Source organism: Thiocapsa marina 5811 (assembly GCF_000223985.1).
GTDB classification, from domain to species: domain Bacteria; phylum Pseudomonadota; class Gammaproteobacteria; order Chromatiales; family Chromatiaceae; genus Thiocapsa; species Thiocapsa marina.
On the sequence record NZ_AFWV01000002.1, the window covers coordinates 215617 to 231894 of the forward strand.

A 16278-nucleotide genomic window follows, 5' to 3' on the forward strand; every position below is an offset into this window, starting at 1 on the left:
GACCCTCACGATGGACACTGATCGCTACAACCGACCGCAGGTCGCGCCCCCCGTCGAGTATCGGCTCACGAACGGGCGCTATGCGGTGTCGTTTTCGGAGGTCGGCAGCGGTGCGTCCTCATTGGACTGGATCGGCCTGACCCGCGGACGGACGGATCCCGTGATCGACGATCTGGGCTCGGTCCTCTATCTGCGCGATCTGGAGACCGGGCGTTTTTGGTCTGCGGGCTATCAGCCGACCCGCGTCCCGGCGACGCTCTACCGCTGTCGCGCGATCGGCGAGGGTTCCGAGGCACGCGTCGAGCTCGAACGCGAGACCGAGGAGCTGCTGACCCGTCTGAGCCTCGGCGTCGAGGCCGCGTCCGATCTGGAGTGTCGCCGTCTGAGCCTGCGCAATCGATCCGCGCGTGCGCGGCGCATCGAGGTGACCAGCTATCTGGAGGTCGTGCTGAACGACCCGAACGCGGACGCCGCCCATCCGGCCTTCAGCAAGCTGTTCGTCCAAACCGATCGCGACACCGACTCCGGCGCACTCTTGGCCCGACGCCGGCCGCGTGCCGCCGAGGAGCGATGGCCCTGGCTGGTCCACGCCGTTGCGGGCGCGCAGCCGATCGAATGGGAGACCGATCGTCGACGCTTCCTCGGACGCGGCGGCAGCCCGCATGCCCCGGCGGCCTTGATCGGCACGGAGTCCCTGTCCGGTGCGCTCGGCAGTGTCCTGGATCCGATCCTCGCCTTGCGCGTCGTCGTCGAGCTCGCACCCGAGGGGGAAGACGAGATCCTCTTCCTGACCGGGGTGGCGGAGGGGCGCGAGGCGGCCTTGGATCTGATCCAACCCTTTCGAAACGGACGCGACGCCCGGTCCCCGGCGGGGCGGTTGTCGCAGCCTCCGGAGTCCGCGACGACGACGGCGCCGCCATGCGCCGACACGGATGCGATCGACCGGGACGGGGCAGCCCTGCGATGCTTCAACGGACACGGTGGATTCTCGTCGGATGGTCGTGTCTATGTGATCCGCCTGCCTTGGCACCGGAGCGCGCTGCTCCGTCCGCCTCAGCCTTGGATCAACGTGGTCGCGAACGAGCGTGCCGGGTTCCTGGTCAGCGAGACGGGCGCGGGCTACACCTGGTGCCGCAACAGCCAGGCCAATCGACTGACCCCTTGGTTCAATGACCCCGTCGGCGATCCGCACGGCGAGGCACTCTATCTGCGCGACGAGACCGAGGGTGATTCGGAAGCGGTTGCGCGGGACTGTGAAGTCTGGTCGCCCCTGCCGGGTCCGCGCCCGGCGCCGGTGGCCTACGAGGTTCGCCACGGTTTCGGCTATTCCGCGTTTCGCTCCGATTACAAGGACCTGGAGCAAGAGGTCACGCTCTTCGTGCCGCGTCGTGACCCGGTCCGTATCCTGCGCATGCGCCTGACCCATCGCGGGACGCACCCGCGCACGCTCTCGACCTTCGCGTATCAGCATCTGGTCTTGGGCAGTCAGCCGAGCACCCCCGGCGCGATCGAGACCGCATTCGATCCGAAGCGCGACATCCTGCGCGCAGTGAATCCGGCTGCGGGCGACTTCGCCGGTGCGATCGTCTTCGCCGCGACCCTGGTCACGCGCGGTCGGGTCGAGCCGGTCGGCTTCGGCTGCGATCGCGCTGAATTTATCGGCCGTCATCGCGACCTCGTCTCCCCGGCCGTGGTCGTCTCCGGCGCCGATCTCCGCGATGCCGACGGCCCTGGCCTGGACGCCTGCTTCGCGCAGCAGTCGAGGATCCGGCTTGCCCCCGGCGAGACGGCGGAATGCGTCTTCCTGCTCGGGGAGTGTCTCGACGAGGCGGAGCTGGATGCCCTGCTCGCACGCTATCGCCGTGCGAATGCGGTCGCCGAGGCCCTCGCCGAGGTGACGGGGTTCTGGACCGACCTGACCGACGCACTCCGGGTCGAGACCCCGAGCCCGGCGATCGATCTTATGCTCAACGGCTGGCTGACCTACCAGAACCTGGCCTGCCGCCAATGGGCGCGCTCGGCCTTTTATCAGTCCGGCGGCGCCTTCGGCTATCGCGACCAGCTGCAGGACGCCTCGGCCCTGGTCGGCCTGCGCCCGGATCTGACCCGCGCCCAGATCCTGCTGCACGCCGCTCATCAATTCACCGAGGGCGACGTGCTGCACTGGTGGCATCCCGCCCCTCTGGAGCGTGGTCTGCGCACCCGTTTCTCGGACGATCTGCTCTGGCTGCCCTTCGTGACGGCCGACTACATCCGCGCGACCGGCGACATGGCGATCCTGGACGAGTCCGTCCCGTTTCTGAAGGCGCCGCTGCTCGCGCCGGGCGAGGACGAGGTCTACCTTCGGCCCGAAGACAGCGGCGAGTCGGCCGACCTCTACGCGCATTGCTGTCGGGCGATCGACCGTTCGCTCGCGCGCGGCGCACACGGTCTGCCGCTGATGGGGACGGGTGATTGGAACGACGGGATGAATCGCGTCGGGCGTCTCGGGCGCGGGGAGAGCGTCTGGATGGGCTTCTTCCTGTATCGCATCCTCGCCGATGTGCTGCCCATCTGCGAACGGCGTGGAGACGCCGCGCGCGTCGCCGCCTACGCGGCCTATCGCGACGCACTCATCCCGGCACTCGAAGACGCCGGCTGGGACGGGGCCTGGTATCGCCGCGCTTACGACGACGACGGCCTTCCGCTCGGCTCGCACACCGACAGCGAATGTCGGATCGATGCGCTCGTGCAGGCCTGGTCCGTGCTCTCGGGCGCGGTCGATCGCAGCCGTGCCGAGCAGGCGATGGCCGCGGTGCACTCCGAGCTGATCGACGAGGACCGAGGTCTCATCCGCCTGCTCGCGCCGCCCTTTGTCGACACGCCGCAGGATCCGGGGTACATCAAGGGCTACGTGGCAGGCGTGCGCGAGAACGGCGGCCAGTACACCCACGCGGCTTGCTGGGCCGTGATGGCGTTTGCCGAGCTCGGTCACAACGCGCGCGCGGCCCCGTTGCTCGAACGCCTCACGCCGGTCTGGCACACGAGCACGCCCGAGCGGTTGGCCAACTACGGGCTCGAGCCCTACGTGGTGGCGGCCGACATCTACGGCGTGGACCCGCATGTCGGGCGCGGCGGCTGGAGCTGGTATACCGGCTCCGCCGGCTGGCTCTATCGGGCGGCGCTCGAGTCGGTGCTCGGGCTGCGTGTCGAGGCGGGGCGCACGCTGCTGATCCGGCCCTGCATCCCGAGCGATTGGCCCGGATTTCGGATCCTCTACCGCCTCCCCGACGGGGCGACGCGTTGCGACATCCGGGTCGGGAATCCGCATGGAGGCACCGAGGTCGTCGTCGCCCGTTTGGACGGGCAGGACGCGGCGCTCTCGGCGGGAACGGCGCGGATCGTCCTGCCGGTCCCTGCGCGGCTCTATCGGATCGAGATCGAGCTGGGTCGGCGAGTCACCGAGGGCGATGATTTCGCGGCCTGACCCGTGTTGCGACCGCTCTCGGGGGCTTCACGTAGACCTGCTGCTCACTTAAGATGTGTAGGTATATTGACCTGATTGACGGCGGTGGAGAAGGAGCCCGAGTCCCTTGCTCCGGATCGATATCGCGTCGCACGCCAGCGTCATCCTCACCTTCGCGGTGCTTACCGCGGGCCGGCCGATCGGTCGGCGCCGCGGCGGCCGTGCGTCGACGGCGAGTCCGCGGCGATCGATCCGAATCCCTCCTCGACGATTCCGATGCAAGGGCGCGGCCGAATACCGAGCCTCGCGATGGCGGTTGTCCGGATCTCACGGGCGCCGCACCCGACACCGACGCTTCCGCCATTCACGAGACTAAAACGCTCTCCGACCGGCATCTCTTACTGGACAACCTGGCGCTTCCGACTATGAATCGATCACGCGACATCAAACGCATCTCCGTCGGCCTGCTCGTTGCTTTTACGATGGCGCTGGCGGGAGAGACCTTCTCCCAGCCCGCCGCCGCGCCGGAGGATGCCGGCGTGCCCGGTGCCTTCACCTTTGCAAGTGTCGTGCGCCGCGCCGCCGAGTTGGCGCAGGAGCCCTATCAAAGGGATGCGCCCGAGCTTCCCGATGCCTTTGCATCGCTCGACTACGACGGGTTTCGCGATATCCGTTTTCGACCGGATCACTCTCTTTGGCGCGGCGACGGGCTGCCGTTTCAGGTCCAGTTCTTTCATCGCGGATTCATGTTCCAGGACCGGGTAACCATCAATCTGATCGACGGGGATGAGGTCACACCGGTCGAGTTTTCGACCGAGCTGTTCGATTACGGCAAGAATTCCGTCCCCGAGCAGATCCCGCACGACTTGGGATTCGCGGGCCTGCGTTTGCTCTACCCGATCAATCGCGACGATCTCTTCGACGAGGTCGCGGTTTTCCTCGGTGCGAGCTATTTCCGCGCGGTGGCCCAGAATCTGAATTACGGGATCACCACGCGTGGTCTCGCGATCGACACCGGTCTGTCGACCCGCGAGGAGTTTCCGCTGTTTCGCGAGTTCTGGATCGAAAAGCCGGCCGAGGACGCCGTCGAGATCACGGTCTATGCACTCATGGACAGCCCGAGCGTCGCAGGCGCCTTTCGGTTCGTGATCAAGCCCGGGCTCGAGACGACCATGGATGTTAAGAATCATCTCTATTTCCGGGACCCGGTCGAGAAGGTCGGCATTGCGCCCTTGACCAGCATGTTCATGCACGGCGAGCTCACCGAGCGGTTCATGGATGACTTCCGCCCCGAGGTGCACGACTCGGACGGACTCATTATCGAGACCGGAACGGGCGAGCGCATCTGGCGCCCCTTGACCAATCCGCTCGGTCTGCGCATCAGTACCTTCCAGGTCGAGAACCCGCGGATGTTCGGTCTGCTGCAGCGCGACCGCGACTTCGCCCACTATCAGGACCTCGAGGCCCACTACCACAACCGCCCGAGCGCGCAGGTCGAGCCCATGGGCGAGTGGGGCAAAGGTGTGGTCGAGCTGGTCGAGATCCCGAGCACATCGGAGCGCTACGACAATATCGTCGCCTTCTGGACACCGGAGCGTCGCGTCGAAGCCGGCGACGAGATGGAGTTTGCCTATCGTCTGAGTTATGCGGCCGATCCCGAGGCGCGCCTGACCGGAGGCCGCACCTTGGCGACGCGCATCGGCGCTGCCGGCACGGACCAGCTGGATTCGGATCGACGCAAGTTCGTCGTGGATTTCGTCGGCGAGACCTTGTCGGAGCTGCCCCCGGATACCCCGGTCATGGCGACCGTGACCACCTCCTCGGGCGAGCTGTCGCCCCCGATTGCACAGCACAATCCGGAGACCGGAGGCTGGCGCCTCTTCTTCGAGCTGACACCCGAGCGCGGTCGAACCGCGGAGCTGCGGGGCTTCCTCTATGACGGGAGCGATGTGCTGTCGGAGACCTGGAGCTTTGAATGGATCCCGCAGTGAGTGCGCAGATCGCCGACGCATTGCATACGCCATTCGACGGCGGCGAGCCGGTGGCCGCATCGCCCGCCGACTGGGGGCAGGCTGCGCCACGTGTCGCCCGTTATCTGCGGGCGCTCGGGGTTCGCGACCGGCGTGATTCGGAGCTCTTGATGGCGAGAATCCGCGACCGATTCGAGCATCGGGTCGAGACAAACCTCGTCGCAAGCGCCGTGGAAACGGGTATCGAGGAGGCATCCGATCTGCTCGATGAGTGGTTGGCCACCGAGCTCGGTTCGGACGTCCCGGGGCCGATGCGGGGCGTGGCCCGCGCCGTGGTTCTAAGCGGCGCGGTTCCCGGCTGGGTCGGCGTCTGGTCGGGACGCACGCCCCAACACGGTGATCAATCCGGCAATCGGCCGATCGGCGAGCGCATCCGTGCCGGCAGTCTTGCGCCCGTCCCGGATCTAGCGCCTCTTTCCATGGTGACGCAGCGCATCGATCCCTGCTGTTATCGTCTCTTCCGACGGCTTGCACGCCGGCTGCGCTGGGCGCGTTCCGGATCGATTCCCGGCTCTGTTCAGCGTCGGCAAGCGAATCGCGGACGATCCGTATGACGGGCGTCTCCTCGCAAGTGCGTGCCGACCCCGCCTATCGTCGGATCATCTTCTTTTCCCTCGTGTTGCTGACCACCTTCGGTGCCATGAGCCTGCTCAGCGGCGTCTTCCAAGAGGGCGGCATCACCCCGCTGGAGTTCGCGCTGTTGCTGCTCTACGCGATCTTGATCCTCTGGATCAGTGCATCGTTCTGGACCGCTGCCATTGGCTTTATCCGATTGCTGGTCCGTGTGGAGGCGCCGCCGCCGAGCGCGCGCTCTGTCGGGGCGACGCCCGGCGCGGCTTTCAAAACGGCCCTTGTCATGCCTGTCTACAACGAGGATCCCGAGCGGGTCTTCGCCGGCTTGCGTGCGATCGACCGATCGCTGCAGGAGACCGGACAGGCCGAGGGTTTCGATATCTTCGTCCTCAGCGACACGCGCGACCCGGACATTTGGGTCGAGGAGGAGCTGCAATGGCGAAAATGGGCCGTCGAGGCAGGCCTGCCCGAGCGCGTCTTCTATCGCAACCGTGTGGAGAACACGAGCCGCAAGAGCGGCAACCTGGCCGATTTTTGCCGCCAATGGGGCGGGCGCTATCGCTACATGATCGTGCTCGACGCGGACAGTCTCATGTCGGGCGAGACCCTCGTTGAGATGGTTGCGCGCATGGAGCGCAATCCGGACGTCGCGCTGATCCAGGTCCCTCCGGTCCCGGTCAACCGGGTCTCGCTCTTCGCGCGTGTCCTGCAGTTCGCCAGCAGCCTCTACGGGCGAATCTTCGTCGCCGGGCTGAGCTATTGGCAGGGCGATACGAGCAACTACTGGGGTCACAACGCCATCATCCGGGTCGAGGCGTTCGCGGCCCATTGCGGTTTGCCCGAGCTGCCGGGGCGCGAGCCGTTCGGCGGCGAGATCCTGAGCCATGATTTCGTGGAGGCCGCGCTCCTGCGGCGCGCCGGCTGGAAGGTTTGGCTCGCCGACGATCTGGGCGGGAGCTACGAAGAGATCCCCCCGACCCTGATCGACTATGCCAAACGCGACCGCCGCTGGTGTCAGGGCAACCTCCAGCACGCGCGTCTCGTCTTCGCAGGCGGTTTCAGGCCCTTGAATCGGGTCCATCTGGCGATGGGCGTCATGTCCTACATGGCCTCGCCGTTGTGGCTTCTGTTTCTGCTGCTCACGGGCGTGCAGGCGTACCTGAACAGCCTGGATGTGCCGGTGTATTTCTTCGGCGACTATCTCCTGCCGATCTGGCCCGTGTCTTACGTAGTCGAGATGGCCACGGTCCTCTGGGTGACGCTGGCCATGCTCTTTCTGCCGAAGCTGTTCGCCCTGGTTCTTCTCGCCGTGCGTCCGCGCCTGGGCGCAGCCTACGGCGGCCTGGCGCGCGCCGCGCTCAGCGTCCTGCTGGAGAGTCTACTGTCGGTCCTCTATGCCCCGGTGCTCATGCTCTTTCAAAGCAAGTTCGTGGCCTCGATCCTGCTTCGCAAGGTCGTCGGCTGGCCGCCCCAGCAACGCGGCGATCACGGGACCGGGCTGAGGGAGGCGCTCGGCGCCCATGGCGGCCAAACCCTGTTGGCGGTCGGGGCAGGGCTGTTGACCTACTTCTACGTCCCGGCGTTTTTCTGGTGGTTCACGCCTGTCTTGGCCGGACTCCTGCTTGCGATCCCGGTCTCGATGGCGACCAGTCGGGTCTGGCCCGGAGAGCGGGCGAGGACGCTCGGACTCTTCCTGACACCCGAGGAGCACAAGCCGCCGCGTGTGCTCGAGCTGCTGACCGAGCAGATGAGGAACACCGGAAGCGCCCTCTGCTCGGCAGACACGGGTTCGGATGAACGCGGCTCGGAGGAGATCGCCGGCGATCTCTGGTATCGCGCCGTCATCGATCCCTGCGCCTATGCGCTCCATGCCTCACTCCTGCCGGAAGAGATCCCCAACCGGCGACGCAGGCATTATCTCGAGGGTCTGATCTTTCAACTCCAGGACGAGGGACCGGACAGTCTGAGTGCCGCTGAAAAGCGGGTCCTCCTCTCGCATCGCGACGGGCTCGAAGAGCTGCATTTGCTGCTTTGGTCGGCGCCGGCGGGTCAGGCTGCCGTTAACGCGCCATCCCCGCAGCCGAGCTGAGGCGATCTCTGTCAACTTTCATAACATCTGACTTGTCTAGACTCTCGCCTTCGGTGGCGAGCTTGCGGCTGTCACATCGCTTGCTATGCTCCGGCCAGAACTCGCTGAGCGCTACCGTCTATCCTGCATCAGTTAGTGTGAAAGTCTCCGGCAAAGGCTTAATGAATAAAGTCAGCCCGGCTTCGCCTATTCGCGTGGCGCTGTTCCCGGAGGATCGTCCGGCGCCACGCCGCGTATACGCGAAACTCATTCAGACCTAACTATCCGCCAAGCGGTTCGCCTTTCCAAGGACCCGAGTGCATGTTAAGCGTACCTTGCGAAACGCCCTCCGCTTTTACCGAACGAAACACCCGATTGAGGCCTTTTAACCAATCATCCGGGCAGGGCAGCCGACAAAAGTACCTGGCGAAGAGATGGGTTTTACCACCACGGACCCAGCGCCAACAACCACCTCGTCGGTTACCTCGATACCGTCGATAATTGTTGCCCCGGCACCTATGAAGCAGTGCTTTCCGACCTTACTCCGACCCGCAATTGTCGTATTCACTGAAATATGCGTGAATTCGCCTACAACACTTTCGTGCTCGACTGAGCATCCGGTATTTATAATGCATGCTCTCCCTACGCGTGCCATCGGTCCCACATGAGCATGATGGGCGACAAAGGTGCCGGCTCCGATCTCTGCACCGACGCCGATCGTGGCAGTTTGCGCGATCAGGGTCGCGACGGCCCAACCTCGGCGCGCCACCGCCTCCATCTGCGCCTCGCGCTCAATGCCAACGCCTGACGCCGGCAGACAGCTCCATCCAGCACCGATGGTCTCCGGCCAGGCCTTTTGAACTACGAAATCGAGAAATGTCTCGCCGACACGCGCATTCTTATCAACGAACACGAACCGATCATAGCCCGATGAAAGCGCGACGTCGGCAACTGAACGGGCATGGCCGCCGAAACCGAGTACGATCAACCCCTTCTTCACTGCCATGAAATCACTTAAGGTCGTGCCTGATCACGAGCAGAGTGCGTCAAGCTCGTCGATGTGCTCGGCGACGACATCGTTCCACGTTCGCTGCGACAGGCGCTTGAACACCGGACGTTGCAGTCTGAGCAATTCCTCCCGATTGAGAAGTCCCCACTCGATGACACGAACCATGTCCCGCCAGTCATAGGGATCAAAAAACATTGTCTCCCGCAACGGAGCATCGTCCAACACCTCCAACGCAACGGGGATTCGGGACATTAACACGGGTGTTCCCACTGACAAAGCTTCGGTGAAGGTGAATGGACATCCGCCCTCGCTAAGACTGGGACAGATCGAGAGGTCGGCGAGCCGATAACACGCGGCTAACTCAGAAACATTCAGCCCTTTAAGGCACAGCACGTCGTGCTGAAGCCGGCGTTCTAGGATGAACTGAGCGATTTCCGGCAGTGACCATGGGTCACCCGTCAATACTAGCTTGTGCTGCACAAATCGCTGACGCAGTAAATGCTCATACGACCGCAATAAGGTCAGTACATTCTTGTTTGGGCGAAACTGGCTCGCATAGAACAGGAAGCGTGCCCCCGTATTCTCGAATCCTGCCGGCTCAGCAAAAACGGATCGCCTGAGCGCGGCGCCGAAAAGGCTTTCGCAATAATTCTTGGACGCAGCTCGACTGTCCGGAAAACCCTTGACGTCTATACAGTGAGCCAACCCATTCGGTGCATGCTTAATCGTTCGAACGGTCTTATCCGACACATGGAACTGCGTAACAAGGGTGCTCCACTTCACGTGATCGCTGTAGGTCACGATGCGATCGGCTCCGTCAATCGTTTCGCAGATGTCTTCGAAGGTCTCCATGGTGCGCTCGCCCCCGATCTCCGCGAAAGCCACAGGAAAGTCCGAGATCACAACGTCTGGCACACACAGAAGTCGCGGTGCATCGATGCGGTTAAACGAAGGCCAGAACGCTGTCGGGCAGTACCAGGCCGAAACATGCGATAGACTGTTCGCAATACGGACTAGCTCATCTACCTCGCTTTGCTCCATCCGGCGGTACAGACGGTACACGAACGAGTCGCCCTCCGGGCGCTGCCATACCCCTCGCAATCTATCGGCGAGCGCCGAGATCGGAGGGCGCTGCTGTATTTGTCGAGACGGCACCTTTAAAAAGAGAGTAAACTCCTTTATGAGCACATAGACTAGTAGCGGTGCAGCCGCAAGCGCCGCTAGTAAAACCCAATAGATCGCTACGCCGGAAAATACCCAGATTCGCTTCGTCTGTACCAGCGTCGTCTCGATCCATCGGATATGCTCTGCGCCCATCGACTTCGCACTGGCAAGCAGTCTGCCCAAGAATGTCATTCGATACGTACGATCGCGTAGCGATTTCAATTTGTCATATAAGCGCAGTGCGACGTACTGTGCATCCGGAGAGACGATATAAGTCTCTTCGATATCGACGCGCTCGTCTTCAAATAGTTTGAGTATAGCCTCGCGTGACCAGCTCGGGCAAAGCACAACGAAGCGAACGTTGTCGCACCGGTGCGCTGCCTTTAGGAACGCGGCCAAATAACGTCCTAAACCCTGTGCGCGGATGTCGACAGCAGGCGGATAAGCCAGATAGATACCGTAGTGCTTCACTGACGCTTCAGAATCACGTTCAGAAATGTAATCGTTGCCGCCACCGTTTACGGCAGGAGCGGTTGGGGCAGCCCCGATCGCCACTTTACGATCGCCGGAATCAAGCGACACTAAGACGCCTGCCCGCATTGGCGATCCGCGTCAGTGACACTGGTCGTGAGCTGTTGCTGAGGTCTTGCTGCAACCTGTGCCGGGTGTGATCCAGAAACGTTGACGACATCTGTGCCAACGCCTCCTTCGGACGGCGTTGCAAATACCCTTAATTCGATGATCCGAAGATCCTGTTGAGTCAGCATCATGGCTTGTATCCGATCGAGTGAGTATCAACAAATCTGGTCGATGACTTAAGGGCGCTATCAGGTTTGGGCGGTGGCGCAACGTTGCCTAAAATGTGCTTGTGGAGACACGCAACCGCAACGAGGAGGTCCAGGATGGGTGACGATACGGCCAAGCGGGGGATCGGTGCAAGTCGGCGGGAGGAACCGGTCCTCGCCCCGTTTGGGCTGGCTGCGGAGGTGATCCGCTGCGGTGCGCGGGACATTCCGCAGCTGGCGATCGACGCGGAGGTGTAGGGCTCGCTGAAGCAGTAGAGGAGGCCGTTTGCTGGCGAACGGGGAATCGTTATGCGCGTCGAACGTGTCTCGTCTTGTAATCATAGTGCTTTGGGGAAATGCGCCGCGACGCGCCGCAGAAGAGACTGCGGCGCGGAGCGGCAATGCCGCACCGGCGACCGACGGGCGTGCTCCGGAGCGGAAAAAATGCGCGTGACCGTTGTAGACAATCAAGAGTCAGCCGTTGCCTCGAGGCCGAAAAACCATGAGCTTGTTGAGACTATAGGACACGCTGACATAGACCGCGCCCGCCAGCACCTGCGCCACGTACGGATTGGTGTCTGTTTCGTGTACTAGCACTGAAAGTGAAACTAGATTAATGGCGTATGCAAAAAGGAAAATAAGAATAAAAACTACGAATTCTCGGCGCTTTGGGTTTTGACTCCGAAAGGTATACCTTCGGTGCAGAAGATACGAGCCGCCAACAGTCACAACGTAGCCGATCACGTTCGCCCACTCCGCTGTTAGGCGAAGAAAGTACATGCTCGAAAAAATTATGAAATAGCCTGCGACTGTATTGAAAACGCCGACCAAGATAAACCGGCTCACCTCTTTTATGGATTGCACATGAGCACCCAGTAACGACAGCTAAACAACAGTCGACTCAGTGGAACCCCCGTCCCAACCAAAGCGGAAGCTTCAGGTCGCAAGATCCGGAGCGGGGGCCCGAGGAGTTCAATCTGACGGTTTTCACGCACTTTTCGGTCCCGCGCTCCCGTGCCGGAAAAATGCCGGCCTGCGTTCTTCAAAATAATGATATTTCTATGAAATACCGCTTTTCTGGGGTCGGGCGAGAGCTGCGTGAGCGGAACATGGGCTAGAGCAGGCGAATTGAACATCCTAGCGGGGCCACGGCGAAATTTCAGTAGACCATAGGATCGCTACTTTGACAGATGGACCAAGTCCGCCGATCAACCGAGAGCGGTATATTCATCATATCCGCAAGTAACCAACGGTTGAACGGGTGCCGGATTTTTTGCGACTGTTTCGAGCGGGACGAAACACATGTCGTCGGTCAAGCGAAATCAGGCTTTCTCTTCCGAGAAGACACCAGCGTCCTTCTTCTGTCGTCTGGACGGTTCGCAGATTTACGCACCGATCACAGTTGGCCTTATTAATGCTAAATATTGATCCTTTGTTCGACGATATAGTGCGGGCGCCCCTTGACTTCCTCATAGATTCCGCCGATGTAGATCCCTATGATACCCATAAAGATCAGCTGAATCCCGCTGAAGAAGACCAGCAGAGTGACCAGCGTTGTCCAGCCACTGGGCAAATCTGAGCTTACGAAATACTCCCAGACCGCATAGATACCAATAAGGAAGCCGAAGACGGCAAGCGAGATGCCGACGATTATGCTTAACTGCAGTGGCTTGGTGCTAAATGAAAGAATGCCGGCCGCAGCTAAGTTGAGCATCCGGCCGAACGAATATTTTGTTCTTCCCCCTTCCCGTTTGGCTGCCACGTAATTGACGGAGCCCTGCTGGAACCCTATCCACGCGAAAATGCCACGCAGGAACAGATTGCGCTCTCGTATCTGATGGCGCAAGATCTTGGCGACCCGGCCCGAGATTAAACGAAAATCCGCCGCGTTCGCTGTAATATTCGTTCGCGAAACGATGCTTAGCGTGTGATAGAACAGATTTCCTAACACACGTCGTATCAGGTGACCGCCTTCTGTGTCCTTTCGGATGGTGTGCACGATTTCATCGCCGAGTTCGTACCGTTCCAAGAGCGCCGGGATCAGGCTTGGAGGATGCTGGAGGTCGCTGTCCATCATGATGATCACATCTGCGTCCCGCGCTGCGTCGATCCCTGCCAGTAGCGACATCTGATGCCCGAATCGAGCAGACAAAGCCAGTACCTGTGCGTCGGGGTCGTCCGTGGCTACTCGCCGCAGTATGGCCAACGTATCGTCCGTGCAACGGTCTACGACAAACAGCATCCGTGTGCGGTAGCGTCCTTCCAAGGCTCGCAAGACTTCACGGGTTCTCAGGTAAAATCGCTCGATGACTTCCTGCTCGTTGTAGACAGGCGTCACGAGCGTGAGCGCTTTTCTTTTCATCTTGTGGTGTCTTCGGGCTGCAGCGCAATAGTCTTGCGGACGTCGGCATAGATGACCGGCACATCGCATCCGGCGCGCGGCGCGTGTGATGCCGATGACTCGACCGCCCCCCAGTCCAAGCCCGCCTCTCGCAGCATCCGGTCCAGCAGATCCCTCATCGAGGTCGGCACGCCACTGGCGACATGATAGATTTCTCCGGCCAGGCCGCGATCGGCGATCGCACTGAGCTGCTCGAACGCCTGCTCGGCCGACACGTAGTCACGTACGGACTCCAAGTTGCCGACCATAAAGCGGTCCCGTGTACCTTGCTTGATCGCGTCGATCATGCGCTGCACCCGACCGACGAACAGTCGATCCGGCAGGCCTGGTGCGTAAAGGTTAAAGAGACGTGCCACAACCACGTCCCGACCGTGCACACTGGCAAAGTAGCTCCCGACTTGAGTCTGAAACGCCTTCGTCAGCCCGTAAATAGACATCGGCGCGAGGCGCCTGGACTCGGGCACGGGATTTTCAGCGGGGTTGACCAGACCGTACTCCGCCGCGGAGCCCAAGAGCACGAGACGCGCGGAAAACTCTTGCTCCCCAAGCAGCTCAAGCAAGGTACGGGCCGACCAGGCATTGACTGAGAGGTCGGAGTCCAGATTCCCACTGTAACGCGCAGCGAGATGAAAGATCAGGCTCGGCCTAACGGCATCTAGCGTCGAAGCGAGTTGCTCGCGAACACAGACGTCGCAAATGTTTAGCTCCGGATTGGTCCCTGTGCGCCGAGCCGTGGCGACAACGTCTTCACCGCGACGTGTCCTCAGCCACGGGACGAACAAACGCCCCAACGGGCTTGCAGCACCCGTCACCAACACAGTCATGGAGTAAGCCCAATGCCAAGACGACCCGACAACTCAGCGAAATGCTCGTCGGCGTACTCGTAGTCATCCGGCCGTCCGATGTCCAGCCAATAGCCGTAAAACGGCCTTATCCATATGTCGTCGCGACGACGAATGCCGTCGAGCATCAGGTTGTCGAAACCATAGGGCGCCCCGCGCTCTAACCGCTCGATGACGCGTTTGCTGATGCAGTAGATCCCCATGCTGACATCGAACTCATAAACTGGCTTCTCGCGGAATCCCTTAAGGCACTGCCGGTTGTCGAATTCAAGCACGCCGAAGTCGATGCGAACATCGCGTCGATATGCCGATACGGTCACGTCTGCCCCTCGTTTCAAATGGGCGTCGATGAAAGCGGCGTAGTCGAGATCGCACAAAATGTCCCCGTTCATGACGAGAAAATCGTCCGGAAGGTCGGGGATGAGGGTCAGAGGTCCGATTGTGCTCAGCGGTTCCTGTTCAAGAGAGTAGTCCAATTTCAGTCCCCAGCGCGACCCATCGCCGAAGTAGGCCATGATTAGGTGGGAGAAGTGATTTACCGCCAGCGTGACATGGGTAAAACCGGATTTTGCAAGCTGAATCAGGACGATCTCCAGGATGGAGCATCGCCCGCCCAAAGGCACAAGCGGTTTGGGGATCAGCGTGGTAAAGGGCCGCAATCGAGTCCCCTTGCCTCCAGCGAGAATAATGGCGCGCATGCGTTAGTGGTCTATATGTTGTAGTGCCATGCCTTATACCTGGCACGGTTCTCGGCGTTACGAAACCAGTCAACGGTCTCGGCGAGTCCGCGCTCAAAGGAGTACTCGGGCTGCCAGCCAGTGAGCTCTCTCATTTTGGACGGGTCGCCAAGAAGCCGTGAGACTTCAGAGTTTTTCGGACGCAGTCTCCTGACCTCAGTATCAATGCTGACCACGACCCCCAAGGCCTTGCAAACAATTTCGACGACATCAGCAACCGAGTATTCCGTCCCCGTCGCAATATTGACCTCCTCCCCGACTGCAGCGTCACACTCCGCCAGCGCGAGGAATCCTGTTGTGATGTCCGTGACGTAGTTGAAGTCGCGCGTCGGCTTCGTGCTGCCCAGTTTCAAGTCTGAGTCCCCGGAAAGCAGCTGTGTAATGATAGTGGGAATCAACGCTCGGGCCGACTGGCGTGGGCCATAGGTATTGAACGGTCGAGCGACAACTACCGGCGTATCGAAGGAACGATAGAAGGATTCCGCCAGTCGGTCCGCGCCAATCTTGGTTGCACTGTACGGCGACTGTCCTTGCAACGGATGATTCTCGTCGATCGGCACGTACCGTGCAGTGCCGTAGACCTCGGACGTCGAGGTCACGACCAAACGCTGGACTCCGAGCTGCCTGGCAGCCTGCAACACGTTCAACGTCCCCTTGATGTTCGTATCGACGTAGGAGTCCGGCGAATGATAGGAAAATGGAATCCCGATCAGCGCCGCCAGGTGAAACACGACGTCACAATCTTTCATCGCTTCGCGAACGCCATTGGGATCCCGAATATCTCCCGCGAAGACCTCCATCGTATCCAGCTGGGACTTATCAAGCGCATCCAGCCAACCCCAGCTACTAAACGAATTGTAGTAGACGAACGCCCGAACCGAACATCCGTGCGCGAGAAGCGCCTGCGTCAAATGACTCCCGATGAAGCCGTCGGCGCCAGTGACAAGTACCTTTTTGTTCCGCAGTTCCATAAGCTCCTCTCGTTTAGATAGGGCCTGCCTTGGTGACGCGCTAGTAACACGATCTTGATGTCACAGCCCCACCAAAAAACGCAAGCCGCTTTCCGGGCGGATTCGCCTCCTCTGCTCAAAAACGATCGTGAAAGACCAATCCGTAAGACAAGTCGTGTTTAGCACGTATCTCGAACAGGAACTTGACCGCACGCCCAACATCCGAGTTCCGTCACACCGGAGTTCGGGCGGCCGTCGCACGCACGCGCTGACA

At 61.2% G+C, this 16278-nt stretch carries 12 protein-coding genes; 5 read left to right on the forward strand and 7 right to left on the reverse strand.

From position 1 onward, the window contains the following. The first annotated feature begins 10 nt into the window (after window positions 1–10). The 4 genes from THIMADRAFT_RS03370 (at window position 11) to mdoH (ending at window position 8137) form a co-directional block, all read left to right on the forward strand. Window positions 11–3466 carry a GH36-type glycosyl hydrolase domain-containing protein gene (locus THIMADRAFT_RS03370; RefSeq protein WP_007191557.1) on the forward strand — a complete coding sequence of 1152 codons (3456 nt, stop codon included), beginning with the start codon at window positions 11–13 and terminating at the stop codon, window positions 3464–3466. Between the two features lie 404 nt (window positions 3467–3870). Further along, window positions 3871–5436 carry a glucan biosynthesis protein gene (locus THIMADRAFT_RS03380; protein WP_007191558.1) on the forward strand — a complete coding sequence of 522 codons (1566 nt, stop codon included), beginning with the start codon at window positions 3871–3873 and terminating at the stop codon, window positions 5434–5436. Continuing rightward, window positions 5421–6029 carry a hypothetical protein gene (locus THIMADRAFT_RS03385; protein ID WP_007191559.1) on the forward strand — a complete coding sequence of 203 codons (609 nt, stop codon included), beginning with the start codon at window positions 5421–5423 and terminating at the stop codon, window positions 6027–6029. Before THIMADRAFT_RS03380 ends, THIMADRAFT_RS03385 begins: the two co-directional genes overlap by 16 nt. Beyond that, on the forward strand, window positions 6026–8137 hold the full coding sequence (gene mdoH, locus THIMADRAFT_RS03390) for a glucans biosynthesis glucosyltransferase MdoH (protein ID WP_007191560.1): 2112 nt from the start codon (window positions 6026–6028) through the stop codon (window positions 8135–8137). Before THIMADRAFT_RS03385 ends, mdoH begins: the two co-directional genes overlap by 4 nt. A 364-nt stretch (window positions 8138–8501) precedes the next feature. On the opposite strand, the gene THIMADRAFT_RS25380 is transcribed toward mdoH, so the two are convergent. Together THIMADRAFT_RS25380 and THIMADRAFT_RS03395 are read right to left on the reverse strand one after the other, a co-directional pair. After that, on the reverse strand, window positions 8502–9122 hold the full coding sequence (locus THIMADRAFT_RS25380) for a NeuD/PglB/VioB family sugar acetyltransferase (RefSeq protein ID WP_007191561.1): 621 nt from the start codon (window positions 9120–9122) through the stop codon (window positions 8502–8504). A 24-nt stretch (window positions 9123–9146) separates the two neighbouring features. Next, a complete protein-coding gene (locus THIMADRAFT_RS03395; protein WP_007191562.1) occupies window positions 9147–10889 on the reverse strand; it encodes a glycosyltransferase in 1743 nt (580 codons plus the stop codon). Window positions 10890–11191: 302 nt separating this feature from the next. On the opposite strand from THIMADRAFT_RS03395, the gene THIMADRAFT_RS26985 reads away from it, so the two are divergent. Beyond that, window positions 11192–11332 carry a hypothetical protein gene (locus THIMADRAFT_RS26985; protein ID WP_007191563.1) on the forward strand — a complete coding sequence of 47 codons (141 nt, stop codon included), beginning with the start codon at window positions 11192–11194 and terminating at the stop codon, window positions 11330–11332. 216 nt (window positions 11333–11548) lie between these two features. On the opposite strand, the gene THIMADRAFT_RS28490 is transcribed toward THIMADRAFT_RS26985, so the two are convergent. The 5 genes from THIMADRAFT_RS28490 to THIMADRAFT_RS03420 form a co-directional block, all read right to left on the reverse strand. Continuing rightward, window positions 11549–11938, reverse strand: coding sequence for a GtrA family protein (locus THIMADRAFT_RS28490; protein ID WP_050799466.1), 390 nt, complete (start codon window positions 11936–11938; stop codon window positions 11549–11551). 553 nt (window positions 11939–12491) lie between these two features. Next, a complete protein-coding gene (locus tag THIMADRAFT_RS03405; RefSeq protein ID WP_007191565.1) occupies window positions 12492–13436 on the reverse strand; it encodes a glycosyltransferase family 2 protein in 945 nt (314 codons plus the stop codon). Beyond that, a complete protein-coding gene (locus tag THIMADRAFT_RS03410; protein WP_007191566.1) occupies window positions 13433–14299 on the reverse strand; it encodes an NAD-dependent epimerase/dehydratase family protein in 867 nt (288 codons plus the stop codon). The genes THIMADRAFT_RS03405 and THIMADRAFT_RS03410 overlap by 4 nt, the downstream gene beginning before the upstream one ends. Continuing rightward, window positions 14296–15015: a sugar phosphate nucleotidyltransferase gene (locus tag THIMADRAFT_RS03415; RefSeq protein WP_007191567.1), complete on the reverse strand. Its 720-nt coding sequence runs from the start codon at window positions 15013–15015 to the stop codon at window positions 14296–14298. Before THIMADRAFT_RS03415 ends, THIMADRAFT_RS03410 begins: the two co-directional genes overlap by 4 nt. Before the next feature lie 11 nt (window positions 15016–15026). After that, window positions 15027–16025 (reverse strand): NAD-dependent 4,6-dehydratase LegB, encoded by a 999-nt coding sequence (locus tag THIMADRAFT_RS03420; protein WP_007191568.1) that lies wholly within the window; start codon window positions 16023–16025, stop codon window positions 15027–15029. Between the last annotated feature and the right edge of the window lie 253 nt (window positions 16026–16278).

Coding starts and splice junctions, on each gene's coding strand:
- THIMADRAFT_RS03370 (WP_007191557.1), top strand. CDS start 11: ATGGACACTGATCGCTACAACCGACCGCAGGTCGCGCCCCCCGTCGAG.
- THIMADRAFT_RS03380 (WP_007191558.1), top strand. CDS start 3,871: ATGAATCGATCACGCGACATCAAACGCATCTCCGTCGGCCTGCTCGTT.
- THIMADRAFT_RS03385 (WP_007191559.1), top strand. CDS start 5,421: ATGGATCCCGCAGTGAGTGCGCAGATCGCCGACGCATTGCATACGCCA.
- mdoH (WP_007191560.1), top strand. CDS start 6,026: ATGACGGGCGTCTCCTCGCAAGTGCGTGCCGACCCCGCCTATCGTCGG.
- THIMADRAFT_RS25380 (WP_007191561.1), bottom strand. CDS start 9,122: ATGGCAGTGAAGAAGGGGTTGATCGTACTCGGTTTCGGCGGCCATGCC.
- THIMADRAFT_RS03395 (WP_007191562.1), bottom strand. CDS start 10,889: ATGCGGGCAGGCGTCTTAGTGTCGCTTGATTCCGGCGATCGTAAAGTG.
- THIMADRAFT_RS26985 (WP_007191563.1), top strand. CDS start 11,192: ATGGGTGACGATACGGCCAAGCGGGGGATCGGTGCAAGTCGGCGGGAG.
- THIMADRAFT_RS03405 (WP_007191565.1), bottom strand. CDS start 13,436: ATGAAAAGAAAAGCGCTCACGCTCGTGACGCCTGTCTACAACGAGCAG.
- THIMADRAFT_RS03410 (WP_007191566.1), bottom strand. CDS start 14,299: ATGACTGTGTTGGTGACGGGTGCTGCAAGCCCGTTGGGGCGTTTGTTC.
- THIMADRAFT_RS03415 (WP_007191567.1), bottom strand. CDS start 15,015: ATGCGCGCCATTATTCTCGCTGGAGGCAAGGGGACTCGATTGCGGCCC.
- THIMADRAFT_RS03420 (WP_007191568.1), bottom strand. CDS start 16,025: ATGGAACTGCGGAACAAAAAGGTACTTGTCACTGGCGCCGACGGCTTC.